Raw genomic sequence first — 18,522 nt, 5'->3', positions numbered from 1 at the left:
GGGCTCAGAGATCCTTGGCGAGCCAGTGCTCCGCGTAGGGGCCCTGGTTGAACGCCGGGATCTGCGTGTAACCGTGCTTCGCGTACAGCCCGCGTGCCTCCACCAGGTCGTCACGGGTGTCGAGCCGGATCCGCCGCACCCCGTACGCCCGCGCGGCGCTCTCGATGCCCGCGAGCAGCAGGCCGCCTCCGCCCGTCGAGCGGAAGGCGGGCCTGACGTACACCCGGGTCAGCTCCGCCGTCGCCGCGTCCACCAGGCGCAGACCCGCGCAGCTCGCCGGCTTGCTCTCGTACCGGCCCACCAGGAACTCCCCGGTGGGCGGGGCCAGGCGGTCGACGCCGTCGTCCCGCAGCCCGTCGTCGATCTCCGCCGTGGTCGCCGGCCGGCCCCAGTAGCGGCTCGCCACCTCGTCGTAGTAGTCCCGCCGCAGCAGGGTCGCCTCTGGGCTGCCGAAGTGTTCGGGGGTCACGGTCCATGTCATTCGTACATTCTGTCCAGGGTGGGACGGGATGACGAACCATTACTGCGCGCGGGAGGCAGCGAACATGCGGGACACCACCAGGACGGCAGCCGTCCAGCGGCTCGGGGAACAGTGGATACGGGAGCTGGCGCGGCCCGGCGGGGGCGGCTTCGTGTGCTCGCCCGCCGGACTGTGGCTGGCCCTGACGGCCGTCGCCGCGGGGGCGCGTACGGAGACGGCCGCCGAGCTGCGCACCCTGCTCGGCGTGGCGGACCACGAGGCCGCGGCCGTGGTGACGGAGGCGGCGCGGGACTGGGAGCGCACCGAGGCGCTGAATGTGGCGACCCGGGTGTGGAACAGCGTGCCGCTCCGCCCGGAGTACGAGGCGTCGCTGCCCGACGTCGGGTTCGGCCCGGTCGACGCCGCGGAGATCGACGCGTGGGTCTGCGAGCGGACGGGCGGCCTGATCGAGCGGCTGCCGCTGGACACCGGCGGCGACATCGCGCTCGTCCTGGTCAACGTGCTGGCCCTGAAGGCGCTCTGGGAGCTGCCGTTCCCCATGTCCCGCACCCGTGAGGTCCCCTTCACCGACGCGGCGGGCACGAGCGTGCACGTGCCGACGATGCACGCCCCGGTCCCGCGCGGGGACGCGTGGACCACATCGGGCGCGTACGTCGTCGAGCTGCGCTGCCGCGCGGAGCCGGGCGGTCCGGCGCCGGCCCGGGTCAGGTTCGTGCTCGGGGAGCCGGGCGAGGACGCCGCCCGGGTGCTGCCCCTGGCGTGGGCGCCCGAGGCGTCGCGGGACCCGGTGGACGCGGACGCGGTGACCTGGGCCCTGCCGCGCTTCACCCTGCGGACAAGGATCGGAATCACCGCTCAGCTGCCGGCGCTCGGCGTGCGCCTCGCGACCGACGTCGCCGCGGCGGACCTCTCAGGCCTGTCGCCGGTGCCCCTCCACATCTCGGACGTGGTCCAGGAAGCGGTGGTGAAGATCGCCGAGAAGGGCGTCGAGGCCGCGGCGGTCACGGTCGTGGCGGCACGGGCCGCCGGCGCCGTACCGCGGACGGTGCGGCACATCGCCTTCGACCGGCCCTTCGGGATCGTCGTCCTGGACGGCTCCTCGGACGTCCCCCTCTTCGCGGGCTGGCAGGCGGACATCCCCGAGTACGAGGGCTGACCCGGGCACGCGGGCCTCCGGCCAGGCCGGAATCGGGCATTCTTTCGGCAAATCAGTGGTGACAGTCAGGCTAAGTGGGGGTTGATGGTGTCTATCCCCTAGGGCAATGCGAGGCTTCATCCGCACATACCCGGGCCGAGGGGACAGTGCATGGAAACGGGAGGGTCGGCGCAGCGTGACAGATGTGGAGCGCAGTGTGCGGGGGGACGCGGCGGCGGATCCGGGGACGAGGGCCGCTGCGGCGCGGGCCGTCCTCTGGCTGCTCGTCGGTGCCCTGGCGGTACGGCAGGTGGCGGTGGTGCTCCGGCGGCCGCCCGGTGAACGCCTCACCGACCTGGAGACCTGGACCGGTGCGACCGGGGTCCTGCACATCGCGGGGTCCTTGTACGACCCGGGCCGGTTCACGGGAACGCCGTTCGCCGGGCTGGTGCTGAAGCCGCTGACGGTCTCCGCCCAGCAGGCCCTCGGTGTCGTGTGGACCTTCGGTTCGCTGCTGCTCGTCGTGGCGCTCGGATTCGTCGCCGTCCGTGCCCTGCCCGCCCCGGTGAGCAGGCGTACGGCGTTCCTCGCGGCGCCCGTCGCGATCACCCTGCTGATGGTGTCGCTGCCCGTCCGCACCACCCTGCACCTGGGCCAGACCAGCATCCTGCCGGTCCTGCTGGTGCTCCTCGCCTGTTTCGCGGTGCGCGGTGAGCGCCTCCCCGGCGTGCTCACCGGTGTCGCCGCGGCCCTCCAGCCCGCCGTCCTGCTCTTCGCCGTCCTGTTCTGGCTCACCGGCAGACGCAGGGCCGCCGCGACCGGCGGTGCCACCTTCGCCGTCTGCACGGCGCTGGCCTGGGCGGTGATGCCGCGTGACTCATGGGCGTACTGGGTGCACCATCTCGCGGGGGCCGGCCTCGGGGACCGCCCGGACAGCCTGGCGAACCAGTCGCTGCACGGCGCGCTGCTGCGGTTCGGGCTCCAGGGCCCGTCCGAGATCGCCCTGTTCCTCCTCCTCGCCGCCGCCGTCGCCTTCGTCGGACTGCGCCGCGCGGCGCACTACGCCCGCGACGGCCAGCTGCTCCTGGCCGTCGCGATCACCGGCTGCGTCGCCGTCGCCGTCTCTCCCACCGCCTGGCAGCACCAGCTGCTCTGGGTGCTGCTCGCCGTCGTCGGCCGGGCCGGCACCAGGGCCTCCGACCGGCTGGTCTGGCCGGCGGTCGTGGTGCTCGTCCTCACCCTGCCCGGGAAGATGCTGCTGCCGAACGTCGGTGTGGTCCTGCCCGTGCGGGACAACGTGCTGCTCGTCGCCGCGCTCGGCGCGGCCTGCGCCGTGCCGTTCCTGTCCCGTACCTCGCCCCACTGGCAGCGGCCGATCCCCACGGACTACGCGAAACCGGTGCCGGCGCGCTACGCGTGGGTGCCGCTGCTGCCGTTCTGGCGGCGCGTGCTCAGCCGCCCCAACCTGCTGCTGGAGCTCCTGCTCATCAGGGTCGTCTACTCCGCGTACGCGAAGGTCAGGCTGGCGGCCACCGCGGGGCGCTCCACCGCCGAGGAACACGGCCGGCAGATCCACTCCGCGGAGCAGTGGCTGCACATCGACATCGAGCACTGGGCCAACCACACCGTCGTCGGCATCCCCTGGCTGCGGGACTTCTTCGACTACTACTACTCGACGTTCCACTTCATCGTGCCGCTCGCGATCCTCGGTGTCCTCTACGTGCGCCGGCCCCCGGACTACCGCTGGGCCCGCAGCACCATCGGCTTCGCCACGGTCCTCGCCCTCGTCGGCTTCTGGCTCTACCCCCTGGCACCGCCCCGTCTGATGCCGGGGCTCGGCTTCATCGACACGGTCCACGGTGTGCAGGACCTCGACAGCCCCGACTTCGGGGCACTGACCGCGATGACCAACCAGTACGCGGCGATGCCGTCCCTGCACTTCGGCTGGTCGCTGTGGTGCGGCGTGGTGATCGCCCTGCTCGCGCCGAAGGCGTGGATGAAGGCCCTCGGGCTGCTGCACCCGCTGTTCACGGTCTCCGCGATCATCGCCACGGGCAACCACTGGGTGCTGGACGCGGTCGGCGGGGGAGCGGTGGTGGCCGCGGGCTTCGGGCTGACGTACGCCCTGTCGGGGCCACGCCGGCTTCAGGCCGTCGTTCCCAGGGCGGTCGGGCGGGCGGACCGCGAGGCCGGTGACGCGGCCGTGGAGCCGGCGCCCGAACCGGCGGACAGCAAAGCCTAGGACCGGCACGGGCCGAAGGGGTGCGGGGCGGCCCTCCCGGGCCCCGCAGGGGTGCCCTCCCGAGCCGGCCCCGCACCCCTCCGGCGTGGATCGCCGCGTCCCCCCAGGGTCCGTCCGGTGCAGCGGGCCCGCCACTCGGACGGCTCGGCGCCGGGCGGCGCCGAGCGGGGGATCAGGTCGTCCGCGCGTCGGCGGATACGACGGGTACGGCGCCACGAACGCCCCCGTCGGGCTCGCCGCGCAGCACGCACTGGCCGGCTGATCAGTCGGGGAGCGCCTCGAAGTCCGCCCGCGCGTCGAACGCGGCGCGGCGGGTGGCCCGGCGCAGGGCTCTCAGCAGCGTGGGACCGATGGTCACCGTCAGGACGACCGTGAGGACGGCGCGGCCCAGGTCCCAGCCGATCGAGGTGGCGGTGCAGTAGGCGAGGAAGCGGACCAGGTTCTCGGCGAGGGGGTCGCCCGGGACGAAGGAGATGCCCGAGCCGAGCCCCGGCACGATCGTCCAGCCGTAGAGATTCATGACCGTGCCGTACGCGAACGCCGCCGCGAAGCCGTACCCCGCCAGCATCAGCAGCTCGCCCCGGCCGCGCAGCCGGTCCGGGCCCGGCAGCAGGCCCGCGCCCATGGTGAACCAGCCCATCGACAGCATCTGGAACGGCATCCACGGTCCGACCCCGCCCGTGAGCAGCGCCGAGGCGAACATCGTGACCGAGCCCAGCACGAAGCCGAAGCCCGGCCCCAGCACCCGGCCGCTCAGCACCATCAGGAAGAACATGGGCTCCAGGCCGGCCGTCCCCGCGCCCAGCGGGCGCAGCGCCGCACCGACCGCGGCGAGGACGCCCAGCATCGCGACGGCCTTCGCGTCCAGACCGGAGTCCGCGATCGTCGCGAGGACCACCCCGACGAGCAGCACCAGAAGGACGGCGAAGAGCCACGGCGCGTCCTGCGCATGGGCGAGACCGGAGTCCGCCCCCGCCAGCAACGGCCAGCCGAACCCGACGAGCCCGACCGCGCTGACCAGGACGAGCGCGGCGACGGCGTGCGGACCGAGCCGCACCGGGCGGGCGGGCCGGGCCGTCATGCGAGACCCTCCAGAGCCCTGCGTACCTGCGACACCGTCAGCCACTCCCGTGGCGCCAGGATCTTCGAGATCTGCGGGGCGAACGCGGGCGAGGAGACCACGACCTGCCGGGTCGGACCGTCGGCGACGGCCTCACCGTCGGCCAGGATCACCACCCGGTCGGCCAGCTCCGCCGCCAGCTCCACGTCGTGCGTGGCCAGGATGATCGCGTGGCCCTCGGCGGCCAAACGGCGCAGTACGCCGACGAGCCGCCCCTTCGCCGCGTAGTCCAGCCCCCGCGTCGGCTCGTCCAGGAGGAGGAGCGGGGGCCGGGCGGTGAGCACCAGGGCGAGGGCGAGCGCCAGCCGCTGGCCCTCCGAGAGATCACGGGGATGGATGTCGTCGGGCACCCCGGGCAGCAGCTCGGAGACCAGTGCCCGGCAGCTCCCCGCGGGCGCGCCCGCGTCGGAGTCGGCCGCCGCGCACTCGGCGGCGACCGTGTCCGCGTACAGCAGGTCGCGCGGCTCCTGCGGAACGAGCCCGACCCGGCGCACCATGTCGCGCGGCGGCGTACGGGACGGGTGCAGGCCGCCGACCAGGACGGACCCCGTGGTCGGCTCGGTCATCCCGACCAGGGTCGTCAGCAGGGTCGACTTACCCGCGCCGTTACGGCCCATCAGGGCCACGGTCTCGCCCGGCGCGACGGACAGCGTCACCCCGCGCAGCGCCTGGACCCGCCCGTGCCGCACCCCCAGCCCCTCGACCCGGACGACGGGGCCGGGGACCGGGGGCGCCGCGGGAGCCGCGTCCGGACGCCGGCCGAACAGCCTGCCCAGGAGACCGGCGCGGGCGGCGGACGGAGCGGGGAGCGGGGCGACCACGGCCTCCGCCGGGGTCTCGCGCGCCGGCGGTTCCACCTCGGCGAGCCGCTCCCGCAGGTCCACCGCGCGGCGCCGGGCGTCGCGCACCGACAGCGGCAGCGGCTCCCAGCCCACGAGCCGGCCCAGCGCGACCACGGGAGGCCGGACGGGCGAGAGGGCCATGATCTCGGCGGGCGCGCCCATCACCGGGGCGGCACCGGGCGCGGGCAGCAGGAGGACCTGGTCGGCGTACTGCACGACACGCTCCAGGCGGTGCTCGGCCATCAGCACCGTGGTGCCCAGGTCGTGCACCAGCCGCTGGAGGACCGCCAGCACGTCCTCGGCCGCCGCCGGGTCCAGGGCGGACGTCGGTTCGTCGAGGACGAGGACCCTGGGGTGCGGGGTGAGGACCGAGCCGATCGCGACCCGCTGCCGCTGGCCCCCGGAGAGCGTGGCGATCGGCCGGTCGCGCAGCTCCGCCAGCCCCAGCAGATCCAGCGTCTCCTCGACGCGGCGGCGCATCACGTCCGGGGCGAGGCCCAGCGACTCCATGCCGTACGCCAGCTCGTCCTCGACGGTGTCCGTCACGAAGTGGGCGAGCGGATCCTGGCCCACCGTGCCCACCAGGTCGGCGAGTTCACGGGGCTTGTGGGTGCGGGTGTCCCGGCCTCCGACGGTGACCCGGCCGGTCAGCGTCCCGCCCGTGAAGTGCGGCACGAGACCGGACACGGCACCCAGCAGTGTCGACTTGCCGACACCGGAAGGGCCGACGGCCAGCACCAGTTCCCCCTCGGGAATGGTGAGGTCGACCCCGGACAGGGTGGGGCGCTCCGCGCCCTCGTACCGCACCGAGACGTTCTCGAACCGGATCATGAGCGCTCCTTGGAGTCCGAGGGGGAAGGGGGCAGCGGCGCCACCACGGCGGGCAGAAGCCCTATCAGCACGGCGGCGGCCGGCCACAGGGGGAGTACAGGCGCGGTGAGCGGGACGACGCCCGGGCGCAGGGCGTCCGGGGCGACGGCGCCCGCCCGGATCATCACCGCCGCGACGGCCGCGCCCGAGGCGGCGACGAGCCAGGCGCGTACGCCCCAGCGGTCCGGCCGGTAGCGGGTACGCACCGAGCGGCGCCCGCCCAGCCTGAGTCCGGCCAGCGCCGCGAGCAGCCCGGCCAGCAGCAACGGCAGCCCGTGCACGGCGCCCTGGGCGGCCAGCAGCCCGTACGTCCCCGCGCACACTCCCAGCAACCCGCCGAGCGTCAGCACATGGGTGGTGCGGCGGACGGCGGGCGGGACCTGCGCGGTGCGCCCGTACCCCCGCGCGTCCATGGACGCCGCGACGGCCACCGAACGCTCCAGCGCCCCCTCCAGCACCGGCAGCCCGATCTGGAGCACGGCCCGGACCCCGCCGGTCGGACGGCCGCGAAGCCTGCGGGCGGTCCGCAGCCGCGCCACGTCGGCGACCATGTTCGGCGCGAACGTCATCGCCACGACGACGGCGACCCCCACCTCGTACAGGGCGCCGGGCAGCGACTTCAGCAGCCGGGCCGGGTTGGCCAGCGAGTTCGCCGCGCCGATACAGATCAGCAGCGTGGCCAGCTTCGCGCCCTCGTACAGCGCGAACACCACCTGCTCCGCCGTGACCCGGCCGCCGATCCTGATCCCCTGCGCCCAGTCGGGCAACGGCACCCCGGGCATCGTGAACAGGTCATGCGTGCCGGGCACCGAGGAGCCGAGGACGACGGAGAACACCAGCCGTACGGCGACGACGGCCAGCCCCAGCTTGATGAACGCCCCGTACGAACGGGCCCACGGCGCGTCCGTGCGGCGGGCCGCCACCACATAGCCGGCGACGCCCACCAGCAGCCCCAGCAGCAGCGGGTTGGTCGTACGGGACGCGGCGGTCGCGAGGCCGAGCGCCCACAGCCACCAGGCCCCGGCCGGCAGCGCGTTGCCCCGGGCGGCCCCGGGGGCGCGCAGGGCAGGGTGGAGCCGGGCCGGGCCGGTGGAGCGGGTCATCGGCGGCGGCGGGCCTGCAGCACAGCGGCGACACCCAGGACGAGGACCGCGCCGACGCCGGTGAGCACGCCGACCGACGGGCCGCCTCCGTCGGAACCACCGGCCGTCGCGTCGCCGGAGGTGGACGCGGTGGCCGGAACGCTGGACTCCGGCCCGCCGGAGCCCCCGTCGACCTGTTCACCGCAGCCGGACTCCGGATAGCCCGAGATCGCACAGAGCATCGCGGCGCTGTCGTACCGCAGGGGCTTCGCCACCGAGGCGAGGGCCTCGGCCGTGCTCGCGTCCGGCGTGACCTGGGCGCAGGCGGTACGCGGCGCGGGCGGCTTCTCGCCGTCCGGCGCGTCCGCCGCCGTGCCCGGGTCGATGACCAGCGCGATCCGCTTACGGCCGTCCTTCGCCGGGGTGTCCGCGCAGACGGTTCCGAAATCGGGCGCGCGGCGCGGCTGCGCGGAGTCCTGCGAATCCGCGCTCACCGAGAAGCGGAAACCCTGCACCGCGCCGTCGTCCGGCCGGACCACGGAAGGCCCCTGGGTGGCGTACGTCCAGCTCTTCCCGCCGTCGCTCTCCCAGAACGACCAGTAGCGGTAACCGGCCGCCTGCGCGTTCCCCGCGCCGAGCACGGCCAGGACGGCGCCGACGAGGAGCAGCACCGCCGCCGTTCGCAGCGGGCGGCTCACAGCTGCTGGTTCTTCCGGCGTCCGCTGAGCAGGAAGCCGATGCCGGCGCCGAAGGCGAGCCCGATGCCGATGATCCACCAGAGGCCGAGTCCCTCGTCGTCGCTGCTCGTGTCCGCCGGCTTCTCCGGTGCCGTCGCGGTCGGCGAGGGCACGGCGGTCGCCGCGGGGGCGGGGCCCGTCGCGTTGAGCTGCTTCACGAGGTCGACGCCGCCGAAGTCACGCGCGTCGGTGCCGGTCGCGTGGGCGGCGAGCACCAGCTGGGCGGTGGCGGCGGGGCCGCCCTCCTTCGCCCAGTCCTGGGCGTGCTTCTCCAGATACGCGACCGCTCCGGCCGCCTTGTCCTTGTGGCCGGCCGCCGAGAGCGCCACGACGGCGTCGGCCGTGTTGCCGAAGTCCGGCTGCGGCGCCGACTCCTCGGCGCCCGGCATGGGCGGCAGGTCCAGATGACCCGACCCGGCGAGGGTCTTCGCCAGGTAGTAGGCGCCGTTCTGCGCGGACTGCTCGGGCGTGAGATCCGAGCCCTCGACGCAGACGGGTGCCTTCGCCGCGTTGTAGTTTCCCGAGGCCATGCCCTTGCCCATCGCGCCGAGGACCGCGGCCGCCGTGGCGTCCGCGTTGGCGGTGAGCTCACCCTTCTTGTCCGGCTGGTAGGCGAAAGCCCCGCCGTCCTCGCCCCCGCAGGGCAGCGCGAAGGTCTGCAGCGCCGTGTACGGCGACTTGCCGCCCTTCTTGGTGATCTCGGCGAGCGGCACCCCGGCTCGCGCCAGCGCCCCGGCCACGACGCCGGTGGAGTTGGCGTCGCTCGGGCTGCCCGGGTTGTAGCCCCAGCCGCCGTCGTCGTTCTGTACGGACTTCAGCCAGCTGACGCCGTTGTCCACGGCCTCACGGTGCGCGGCCAGCTCGACCAGGGCCTGGACCGCGGCCGCGGTGGCGTTGGTGTCCGCGACCGTCTTCGCGTCGCAGGGCTCGGACGCGTCGCGGTAGGAGGGGAAGGCCCCGCTGTCGCACTGCTGGCCGACGAGCCAGTCCACCGACTGCGTGGCGGGCGTGACCAGCTCGATCTTCTGGGCGAGGAAGGCGAGCGACTGGCGCCACACCCCGTCGTACGTCGGGTCCTTGGTGCCGTACAGCCCCGCCGGAAGGTCAGGCGTGGAGGGGGACGGGGTCGGACTCGGCGCGGCGACCGCCACCGGGGCGGCCGCTCCACAGAGCACGGCGGTGATCGCGAGCGCTGCCGCGCGGCGGCGTACGGACATGGCGGACTGGGCCTCTCGAATGGGGTTTCTCCCCTGCTCGAGCTGGCCGAGCGCTCGGGGAAGGGTCGGCGCCGGATTCGCACCGGCTTCCCCCTGTACGGGCATGATGACGATCCGCCCACTCTACCGGGGCGCCCCCCGACCTCTCCGGGCGGACAGCCGCACTCCCGGCGCGAAGGGCCTTCCCAGCAGGTCAGACCCCGTGCGAAACTCCGGCGGGGGTCACACGGGCGCGTGCTCGTGGGGTTGGGACGACCGGTGGGAAGCACCAGTGCGCAGACGAAGGACGGCGGCCGTCGCCGCCGTGGCGGCCGGATTCATGACGTTGACCGCGGGCTGCGGGCTCATCAGTGACAGCGAGGGCGCCCCGTCCCCTTCCCCGGATCCCACTCCTTCCTTCACCACGCGGACGGTCGCCGACGAGATAGCCGGCTTCGCCGAGGCCGCGGGCCTGCCGCCCGGCGACACCTCCACGGCCCGGCTGCCGAAGGGCGACTGGCACGGGTGCGTCGCGCCCTGGACGGGTTACGCGCCGGCGGCGGACGCCGCAGGCGCCTTCGAGGCGACGGTGATGCGGCTGCGGCAGCACGACTGGGAGATCGTCTCCAGCCATGCCGAGCGGGACGTCACCTACCGCACCCTCGCCAAGCGGGGCTGGAAGCTGTACGCCCGGTACCACGCCGGTGAGAACGCCGGACGGACCGTGTCCCTCACCGCCCTCCAGGACGACTGCCGGATGCCGGAGAAGGTCAGGGGCGCATACGAGGACCCGGCCTGACAGCCGGCGCCGGCGACCACGAAGGGCCGGTGCGCGCCGAGTCCGCCACCCTCCCCACGTACGCCGCCACCATGCGGCCGCCCAGGGGTGTGTGGACCAGGCCCATGGGAAGCGGGCGGTGACGTCCTTACGGTGACGCCCATGCAGACTTCCCTGGCGCCCCAGCACGATCCCCCCGCCCTCGCCGGACGCACCGCCCTCGTCACCGGGGCCGCGAGCGGCATCGGACTGGCCTGCGCGGAGGCGCTCGCCGCCGCCGGAGCCCATGTGCACGTGGTGGACAAGGCGGGCGAAGCCGCCGAGAGCCTGGCCGAACGGATCGGCGGAACGGCCTGGGTGGCCGACCTCTCCGTGGCCGAGGCGGTGGACGGGCTGCCCGCCGACGCGGACATCGTGGTCAACAACGCGGGGCTGCAGCACGTGGCGCCGGTGCACGAGTTCCCGCCGGACACCTTCGCGCTGATCCACCGCGTCATGGTGGAGGCACCGTTCCGCATCTTGCGCCGCACGCTCCCCGGCATGTACGAACGCGGCTGGGGCCGCGTGGTCAACATCTCGTCCGTGCACGGGCTGCGCGCCAGCCCGTACAAGTCGGCGTACGTCTCGGCCAAGCACGCACTGGAGGGGCTCAGCAAAGTGGTCGCACTCGAAGCGGCGCCGCACGGCGTGACGAGCAACTGCGTCAGCCCCGGTTACGTCCGTACCCCCCTGGTCGAGGACCAGATCGCGGACCAGGCGCGCAGCCACGGCGTCTCCGAACAGGAGGTGGTGGGCCGGGTCCTGCTGGAACGCAGTGCCCTCAAGTCGCTGATCGAGCCCGGTGACGTGGCCGGGGCCGTCCTGTGGCTGTGCGGGACCGGCACGGCGCACATCACCGGAAGCTCCCTCACGATGGACGGCGGCTGGACCGCCAACTGACGCCCGACCGCCCACGGAAGCCGGAAGAACGATGGCAGCCCATGTCTGAACCGCCCCCCTCCGCCGCGCCCCTCCTCGGGCGCCTCCTGGACCTGCTGGCCGACGACGCGCCCGCCGAGGAGCTCGGTGCCGTCGCCTCGGAGGCGAGGGCCGCCGGTGTGCCCGCCGCCGACCTGGCCGAGGTGGAGCGGGCGGCCGCCGCCGCCCTGCGGATCAGGGGCGCCCTGCGCCAGCACCGGCGCAGGGAGCTCCAGCTCACCGCCCTCTTCGACACGGCCGGCGACCTCGCCGCCTCCCGGGACCTGGACGATGTGCTGAAGGCGATCGTGCGGCGGGCCAGGATGCTGCTCGGCACCGACACCGCCTATCTCACGCTCCCCGACGAGGAGGCCGGGGACACCTACATGCGGGTCACCGACGGATCGGTGTCCGTGCTCTTCCAGCGGCTCCGGCTCGAACTGGGCGAAGGGCTCGGCGGCCTGGTCGCACAGACCGCCAGCCCGTACGCCACCCCCGACTACCGCAGCGACGAGCGCTTCCACCACACCCGCAACATCAACGCCGGAGTGCTGGACGAAGGTCTCGTCGCGATCCTGGGCGTCCCGCTGCTCCTCGGCTCCAGCCGGGGCGGCACCGGAAAGGTCATCGGGGTGCTCTTCGCCGCCGACCGGGCCGCGCGGGTCTTCAGTCCCGACGAGGTGGCCCTGCTCTGCTCGCTCGCCGCGCACGCCGCGATCGCGATCGACACCGCCCGGGCCCTGGACGACACCCGGACCGCCCTCGCGGAACTCGCCGGCGCCAACGCGGAACTGGCCGAGGCCAACGCCGCCGTACGCGCGCACTCGGCCGCCATGCGGCGGGCCGAGGAGGCCCACGACCGGCTCACCGACCTGGTGCTGCGCGGCGGTGACGTGAAGGACGTCGCCGTGTCCGTCGCCGGACTGCTCGACAGCCCGCTCACCATCCACGACCCTGGCGGGCGCCCGCTGGCCGCCGTACGGCCCGACGGGACCGGGTTCGCCGCCGGCGGCCCGGACGCCGGGTGGCTCGCCGGCACGGCGGACGAGTCCCGCCACGGGGCGCGCGCCGTGCACCGCGACGGCCGGTGGATCTGTGCCGTGCTCGCCGGCCAGGAGCTCCTCGCCAGCCTGGTCCTGCACCGCCCGGACCGGCTCGACGACTCCGACCGGCGGCTCTTCGAACGCGCCGCCGTCGTCACCGGCCTGCTCCTGCTGCTGCGCCGCACGGTCGCCGAGACCGAGAACCGGATACGGGGCGAGCTGATCAGCGACCTGCTCGGCGACCCGGACCGCGATCCGGCCGGGCTGGCCGAGCGGGGCCGGAGACTCGGCATCGACCTGGACCGGCCGCATCTGGTGCTGGTCGCCGAGGCGTCCGCCAGGGAGAGACTCGGCGGCGCCGCGATGCGGTATCTGTTCGGCGGCGACATCCACGGGGTGAGCGCCGAACACGCGGGCACGGTCGTGCTGCTGATCGACTGCGACGCCGACGGCACCCCGGCGGGCGCCGCCGCACGCGCGGCGGCCACGCAGCTCGGCCACCTCGTCCAGGAGCCCGTCACCGTCGCCGGCACGGGCCCGGCGCGCGGTGCGCGCGAACTCGCCGCCGCCTACGCGGAGGCCGCCCGCTGTCTGCGCGCCATGCGGGTGCTGGGACGCGTGGGCGAGGGCGCCGGGGTCGGCGAACTCGGCTTCCTGAGCGTGGTCCTGGGCAACGCGAAGGACGTGGACGGTTTCGTGACAGCGGTCCTGGGCCCGCTGCTGCGCTACGACGAGCGGCGAGGCACCCATCTCGTACGGACGCTACGCGCCTACTTCGGCGCGGGCGGCAGCCTGATCAGGGCCAAGGACGAACTGCACGTCCATGTGAACACGGTGGTGCAGCGTCTCGACCGGATCCAGGTGCTGCTGGGCCGCGACTGGAACGAGCCCGACCGCGCGCTGGAGCTCCAGCTCGCCCTGCGGCTGCACCTCCTGTCGGGCGGCCGGGAGGGCTGAGCCCGGCCCCGGCTGCGACACCCGCCATGAGGGCCGCTCAGCCGATGTCCGCCGGAAGGCCGATCAGCCCGCACACCGTCTCGATGTCCCGCCTCACCTGCGCGATCGACTCCCGCCCCGACAGCCAGGTGATCAGCGCCGAGTGCCAGGTGTGCTCGATGACGCGCACCACGGAGAGCTGTTCCTGCGTGGGGTCCTCGACCCCCATCGCGTCCAGGACGATCGCCGTCGTCAGCCGGGAAACGGCGTCCACCTCCGGGCTCACCCCCCGGTCCGCGAAGGTCAGCGCCCGCACCATGGCGTCCGCCAGATGGGGTTCGCGCTGGAGTGCCCGGAAGGCCAGCATCAGGGCCGCCGCGACCCGCTCGGCCGGGTCGTCCCCGGCGGGCGGCTGTCTGCGGAGCGCGTGGTGCAGATGCCCGAGCTGGTCCTGCATGAGCGCCACCAGCAGATGGACCTTGGACGGGAAGTAGCGGTACAGCGTGCCCAGGGCGACCCCGGCGGCGTCCGCCACCTCACGCATCTGCACGGCCTCGAAACCGCCGCGCCCCGCGAGCTGGGCGCCGGCCTGCAGAATGCTCCGGCGGCGGGCCTCCTGGCGTTCCGTCAGGGGAGGCTCCGCGGGCCTGGCTTCCGCTGTCATCTGCTGTCCCCATCCAAAAAGGGAGAACCGGTTCCCTGTCCGGCCGGGCGTCTGTTTCCGGGCGCGCACAGCATGCCAGGGTGGCAGTCGTGGTGCGAATCACCTGATGCGGCCGTCACGCCGACGCTACCTGCCGGTAGATTCGGTGCGGGTTGAACCACCCAGTCTGAAACTTGTTCTAGATTAGCGCGACCGGTTACGCTCCGGCGAACGTAGTGAGAAGGGGGCCGAGTGTGACCGCTGAGGCCATAGAGACGGGCCCCTTCGCGGGCGGCGACACGTCGGGCACCGACAGTGACCGGCCACTGCGCATCGCACTCCTGACTTACAAGGGCAACCCCTTCTGCGGGGGCCAAGGGGTCTACGTCCGCCACCTCGGCCGCGAGCTGGCCCGGCTCGGCCACAGCGTCGAAGTCATCGGCGCCCAGCCCTATCCGGTGCTCGACGAGGGTGTCCCGCTCACCGAGCTGCCGAGCCTCGACCTCTACCGCCAGCCCGACCCGTTCCGCACCCCGGGACGCGGCGAGTACCGCGACTGGATCGACGTCGCCGAGGTCGCCACCATGTGGACCGGCGGCTTCCCCGAGCCGCTCACCTTCAGTCTGCGGGCACGCCGTCACCTACTCGCCAGGCGCGGGGACTTCGACGTCGTGCACGACAACCAGACGCTCGGTTACGGCCTGCTCGGCGACATCGGCGCCCCCCTCGTCACCACGATCCACCACCCGATCACCGTCGACCGCCGGCTGGACCTCGACGCCGCCGGATCGGCGCGCCGCCGGCTCGCCGTGCGCCGCTGGTACGGCTTCACCCGCATGCAGAAGCGCGTCGCGCGCCGCCTGCCGTCCGTCCTCACCGTCTCCGGCTCGTCGCAGCAGGAGATCGTGGAGCACCTCGGGGTGCGCCGGGACCGTATCCAGGTCGTGCACATCGGGGCCGACACCGACCTCTGGTCGCCCGACCCCTCGATCGCCGAGGTCCCCGGACGGATCGTCACCACCTCCAGCGCCGACGTCCCGCTCAAGGGCCTCGTCCACCTCGTGGAGGCCCTCGCCAAGCTCCGCACCGAGAACCCGCAGGCGCACCTCGTGGTCGTCGGCAAGCGCGCCGAACGCGGCCCCGTCGCCCAGGCCATCACGCGCCACGGGCTCCAGGACGCCGTCGAGTTCGTCAAGGGCATCAGCGACGCCGAACTCGTCGACCTGGTCCGCAGCGCCCAGATCTCCTGCGTCCCCTCCCTGTACGAGGGCTTCTCGCTGCCCGCCGCCGAGGCCATGGCCACCGGGACCCCGCTGGTGGCCACCACCGGCGGCGCCATCCCGGAGGTCACCGGGCCCGACGGGGAGACCTGCCTCGCCGTGCCGCCCGGCGACCCGGGGGCACTCGCCGCAGCCCTCGGCCGGCTCCTCGGCGACCGCGAACTGCGCGCCCGCCTCGGCGAGGCCGGCCGCGCCCGCGTACTGGCCAACTTCACCTGGGCCAAGGCCGCCCTGGGCACCGTGGAGCTGTACCGTCAGTCGATCGCAGCCCGGGGGGCCCGCAGGTGACGACCCCCGTGGCTCCCGGAATCCGTACCTCCGACCTCGAAGGCAGGCCCCCGTGCTGACCGTCGACTTCACCCGCTTCCCGCTCGCCGCCGGCGACCGGGTGCTCGATCTGGGCTGCGGCGCCGGCCGGCACGCCTTCGAGTGCTACCGGCGCGGCGCCCAGGTGGTGGCCCTCGACCAGAACGGCGAGGAGATCCGCGAGGTCGCGAAGTGGTTCGCCGCGATGAAGGAGGCCGGTGAGGCACCCGCGGGCGCGACGGCCACCGCGATGGAGGGCGACGCGCTCAACCTGCCGTTCCCCGACGCCTCCTTCGACGTCGTCATCATCTCCGAGGTCATGGAGCACATCCCCGACGACAAGGGTGTCCTCGCCGAGATGGTCCGGGTGCTGAAGCCCGGCGGCCGGATCGCGATCACCGTGCCCCGCTACGGCCCCGAGAAGGTCTGCTGGACGCTCTCCGACGCGTACCACGAGGTCGAGGGCGGGCACATCCGCATCTACAAGGCCGACGAGCTGCTCGGCAGGATCCGCGAGGCCGGGCTCAAGCCCTACGGCACCCACCACGCGCACGCGCTGCACAGCCCCTACTGGTGGCTGAAGTGCGCCTTCGGCGTGGACAACGAGAAGGCGCTGCCGGTGCGCGCCTACCACAAGCTGCTGGTCTGGGACATCATGAAGAAGCCCCTGGCCACCCGGGTCGCCGAGCAGCTGCTCAACCCGGTCGTCGGCAAGAGCTTCGTCGCGTACGCGACCAAGCCGCACCTGCCGAAGGCCGAGGCGTGAGCACGCCGGAGCAGACCGAACACCTCGTCCTGCCGGGCGTACTCACCGCCGGACAGGCCGCCGAGACCGTGGCCGCCCTGCTCGCCGTGCAGCGCGAGGACGGGGCACTGCCCTGGTTCCGCGGCCACCACCTCGACCCGTGGGACCACACCGAGGCCGCGATGGCGCTGGACGCGGCCGGTGAGCACGACGCCGCCGCCCGCGCCTACGCGTGGCTGGCCCGCCACCAGAACGAGGACGGCTCCTGGTACGCCGCGTACCACGACGGCGACCCCGGCAGGCCGACCGACCTGGGGCGCGAGACCAACTTCTGCGCCTACGTGGCCGTCGGCGTCTGGCACCACTACCTCGCCACCGGCGACGACGCGTTCGTCGACCGGATGTGGCCGACGGTCTTCGCCGCGGTCGAGTTCGTGCTGCGGCTCCAGCAGCCCGGCGGGGAGATCGGCTGGAAGCGGGAGGCCGACGGCACCCCCGTCACCGACGCCCTGCTGACCGGTTCCTCCTCCGTGTACCAGGCGCTGCGCTGCGCACTGGCACTGGCGGAGCAGCGCGAGGAGGCCCAGCCGGACTGGGAGCTGGCGGCCGGGGCCCTGGGCCATGCGATCCGCAGCCACCCCGAGCGCTTCCTGGACAAGAGCCGCTACTCGATGGACTGGTACTACCCGGTCCTCGGCGGCGCGGTCACCGGAACCGACGCGACGCGGCGGATCGAGGACGGCTGGGACGCCTTCGTCGTCCCCGGACTCGGTGTGCGCTGTGTGCTCCCCAACCCGTGGGTGACGGGCGGCGAGAGCTGTGAACTGGCCCTGGCGCTCTGGGTGACGGGGGAGTCGGACCGCGCCCTGGAAATTCTCCAGTCGATCCAGCACCTGCGGGCCGAGGGCGGCCTCTACTGGACGGGGTACGTCTTCGAGGGCGAGCCGGCCATATGGCCGGAGGAACTCACCACCTGGACCGCCGGATCACTGCTGCTGGCGGTGGCCGCGCTCGGGGGGGACGAGGCGACCACCGCGGTCTTCAGCGGCGAACGGCTGCCGGCGGGGCTGGAGCCGGACTGCTGCCGTACGAGGGACGTCCTCTAGAAGCGGCGGACCCGGCCCGCCACGGCGTGACCGATGAACAGGTAGACCACGGCGGCCAGACCGTAACCCGTGACGACGCGTGCCCACGCCTCGTCGAAGGTGAACAGGTCGTGCGACCAGCCGGCGAGCCAGCGTGCGGCGTCCTGGACCCACTGGACCAGGTCGTTGCCCCGGTTGGCGTCGAGCAGGTACATCAGGATCCACAGAATGATGATGAACGCCATGATGTCCGCGACGACGGCTATGACACGTGCTGCGGTGCTGCTTCCTGTGCCTGTTCTGGGAGACATGTTCTCCGGATTGCCGCTTTACCGAGAGTGAAACCCGTACGGCGTGCGCCGGGTGGCGGGCCGCTCCCGTACGGGCGAGCCTGACGAGGAGTGCCGAGCTGCGTCACTCACCGTGACATACCCGGTCAGGGAGGCCCTCCGTGTCCCGTTCCGCACCGCTCCACCGGCTCGTCGTGGCGCTGCTGCTCTCCTGCGCCGTCCTGGTGGGGACCACCGCCTGCGGTGACGACGACGGAGGCAGCCAGGCCGCCAGCAGCTCCGCGAGTCCGAGCCCCACGACGTCGGCGCAGAAACAGAAGTGGGCCAAGACGCGCTTCGTGGCCAACGCGGGCCTCGCGGCAGGGGCCACGTACCAGTGGATCGTGAAGCCTTACAGGGCGGGCAAGTTCAAGAAGGGCGCGGACGGGCGGACCGTCACCATGGTCAAGGCGGGGGTCGCGGGCGCCTTCGCGTACAACCGGCTCAAGGCCGCCGCGGACAACGCCAAGGGCGACCCGCTCCTGTCGAAGGCCGTCGCACCGCTGACCGCCGGGATCGACTCGCTCAAGGACGCGGCGAAGCAGATGGGCAAGGGCGACGCGGCGGGCGTGGGGGCCTTCGAGAGTGTCATCAACAGCGTCAAGGACGCCGGGAAGAGCGCGGGCGCCGAGGTGAAGAACAAGGTCCCGTCGACCTCACAGCTGGGCGGATAAACCAGTCGAACGGACGTCAGTACGCCGCATAGGGTGCGCGG

At 73.5% G+C, this 18,522-nt stretch carries 17 protein-coding genes; 9 read left to right on the top strand and 8 right to left on the bottom strand.

The genetic code is table 11. From position 1 onward, the window contains the following. Positions 1–4: 4 nt before the first annotated feature. The gene (locus tag AB0P41_RS01155) at positions 5–481 is read right to left on the bottom strand and encodes a GNAT family N-acetyltransferase (protein ID WP_356707495.1); all 477 of its coding nucleotides are present in this window, start codon (positions 479–481) and stop codon (positions 5–7) included. 28 nt (positions 482–509) lie between these two features. On the opposite strand from AB0P41_RS01155, the gene AB0P41_RS01150 reads away from it, so the two are divergent. Beyond that, entirely contained in the window at positions 510–1,637 is a 1,128-nt protein-coding gene (locus AB0P41_RS01150) for a serpin family protein (RefSeq protein WP_365929312.1), read from the top strand. Positions 1,638–1,812: 175 nt separating this feature from the next. Next, positions 1,813–3,858, top strand: a complete 2,046-nt coding sequence (locus AB0P41_RS01145; protein ID WP_356707493.1) for a bifunctional glycosyltransferase 87/phosphatase PAP2 family protein — start codon at positions 1,813–1,815, stop codon at positions 3,856–3,858. A gap of 262 nt (positions 3,859–4,120) precedes the next feature. On the opposite strand, the gene AB0P41_RS01140 is transcribed toward AB0P41_RS01145, so the two are convergent. From AB0P41_RS01140 to AB0P41_RS01120, 5 genes are read right to left on the bottom strand one after another with little or no spacing between them, the layout of a single operon-like run. Next, on the bottom strand, positions 4,121–4,939 hold the full coding sequence (locus tag AB0P41_RS01140; RefSeq protein ID WP_356707492.1) for an ECF transporter S component: 819 nt from the start codon (positions 4,937–4,939) through the stop codon (positions 4,121–4,123). Next, positions 4,936–6,651, bottom strand: a complete 1,716-nt coding sequence (locus AB0P41_RS01135; RefSeq protein ID WP_365929309.1) for an ATP-binding cassette domain-containing protein — start codon at positions 6,649–6,651, stop codon at positions 4,936–4,938. Before AB0P41_RS01135 ends, AB0P41_RS01140 begins: the two co-directional genes overlap by 4 nt. Continuing rightward, positions 6,648–7,793: an energy-coupling factor transporter transmembrane protein EcfT gene (locus AB0P41_RS01130; RefSeq protein WP_356707490.1), complete on the bottom strand. Its 1,146-nt coding sequence runs from the start codon at positions 7,791–7,793 to the stop codon at positions 6,648–6,650. The genes AB0P41_RS01135 and AB0P41_RS01130 overlap by 4 nt, the downstream gene beginning before the upstream one ends. After that, the gene (locus tag AB0P41_RS01125; protein WP_365929307.1) at positions 7,790–8,470 is read right to left on the bottom strand and encodes an SCO2322 family protein; all 681 of its coding nucleotides are present in this window, start codon (positions 8,468–8,470) and stop codon (positions 7,790–7,792) included. The genes AB0P41_RS01130 and AB0P41_RS01125 overlap by 4 nt, the downstream gene beginning before the upstream one ends. Continuing rightward, positions 8,467–9,726, bottom strand: coding sequence for a prenyltransferase/squalene oxidase repeat-containing protein (locus AB0P41_RS01120; RefSeq protein WP_365929304.1), 1,260 nt, complete (start codon positions 9,724–9,726; stop codon positions 8,467–8,469). Before AB0P41_RS01120 ends, AB0P41_RS01125 begins: the two co-directional genes overlap by 4 nt. A gap of 271 nt (positions 9,727–9,997) precedes the next feature. Here AB0P41_RS01120 and AB0P41_RS01115 point away from each other — a divergent pair, with 271 nt between their 5' ends. From AB0P41_RS01115 to AB0P41_RS01105, 3 genes are all read left to right on the top strand, one after another. Next, positions 9,998–10,504 carry a hypothetical protein gene (locus AB0P41_RS01115; protein ID WP_365929302.1) on the top strand — a complete coding sequence of 169 codons (507 nt, stop codon included), beginning with the start codon at positions 9,998–10,000 and terminating at the stop codon, positions 10,502–10,504. Positions 10,505–10,645: 141 nt separating this feature from the next. After that, entirely contained in the window at positions 10,646–11,422 is a 777-nt protein-coding gene (locus AB0P41_RS01110) for a 3-hydroxybutyrate dehydrogenase (RefSeq protein ID WP_356707486.1), read from the top strand. A 41-nt stretch (positions 11,423–11,463) separates the two neighbouring features. After that, the gene (locus AB0P41_RS01105) at positions 11,464–13,440 is read left to right on the top strand and encodes a GAF domain-containing protein (RefSeq protein WP_365929300.1); all 1,977 of its coding nucleotides are present in this window, start codon (positions 11,464–11,466) and stop codon (positions 13,438–13,440) included. A 37-nt stretch (positions 13,441–13,477) separates the two neighbouring features. On the opposite strand, the gene AB0P41_RS01100 is transcribed toward AB0P41_RS01105, so the two are convergent. Further along, the gene (locus AB0P41_RS01100) at positions 13,478–14,083 is read right to left on the bottom strand and encodes a TetR family transcriptional regulator (RefSeq protein ID WP_365929299.1); all 606 of its coding nucleotides are present in this window, start codon (positions 14,081–14,083) and stop codon (positions 13,478–13,480) included. 233 nt (positions 14,084–14,316) lie between these two features. On the opposite strand from AB0P41_RS01100, the gene AB0P41_RS01095 reads away from it, so the two are divergent. Genes AB0P41_RS01095 through AB0P41_RS01085 form a run of 3 tightly spaced genes read left to right on the top strand, consistent with a single transcriptional unit; the run spans position 14,317 to position 17,499 of the window. After that, positions 14,317–15,630: a glycosyltransferase family 4 protein gene (locus AB0P41_RS01095; protein WP_365929297.1), complete on the top strand. Its 1,314-nt coding sequence runs from the start codon at positions 14,317–14,319 to the stop codon at positions 15,628–15,630. Positions 15,631–15,682: 52 nt separating this feature from the next. After that, positions 15,683–16,414 (top strand): class I SAM-dependent methyltransferase, encoded by a 732-nt coding sequence (locus tag AB0P41_RS01090; RefSeq protein WP_250287468.1) that lies wholly within the window; start codon positions 15,683–15,685, stop codon positions 16,412–16,414. Beyond that, positions 16,411–17,499, top strand: a complete 1,089-nt coding sequence (locus tag AB0P41_RS01085; RefSeq protein WP_365929295.1) for a prenyltransferase — start codon at positions 16,411–16,413, stop codon at positions 17,497–17,499. Before AB0P41_RS01090 ends, AB0P41_RS01085 begins: the two co-directional genes overlap by 4 nt. On the opposite strand, the gene AB0P41_RS01080 is transcribed toward AB0P41_RS01085, so the two are convergent. Then, complete coding sequence (locus AB0P41_RS01080; protein WP_356707481.1) at positions 17,496–17,789, bottom strand: hypothetical protein; 294 nt, start codon at positions 17,787–17,789, stop codon at positions 17,496–17,498. The genes AB0P41_RS01085 and AB0P41_RS01080 overlap by 4 nt on opposite strands. 140 nt (positions 17,790–17,929) lie before the next feature. On the opposite strand from AB0P41_RS01080, the gene AB0P41_RS01075 reads away from it, so the two are divergent. After that, positions 17,930–18,481, top strand: a complete 552-nt coding sequence (locus AB0P41_RS01075) for a hypothetical protein (RefSeq protein ID WP_365929293.1) — start codon at positions 17,930–17,932, stop codon at positions 18,479–18,481. Positions 18,482–18,522: the final 41 nt, after the last annotated feature.

This window comes from Streptomyces sp. NPDC079167 (assembly GCF_040686735.1).
Lineage (GTDB): Bacteria > Actinomycetota > Actinomycetes > Streptomycetales > Streptomycetaceae > Streptomyces.
The sequence above is the reverse complement of the archived record's forward strand: the minus strand, read 5'-3'. Positions and strand labels throughout refer to the sequence as shown.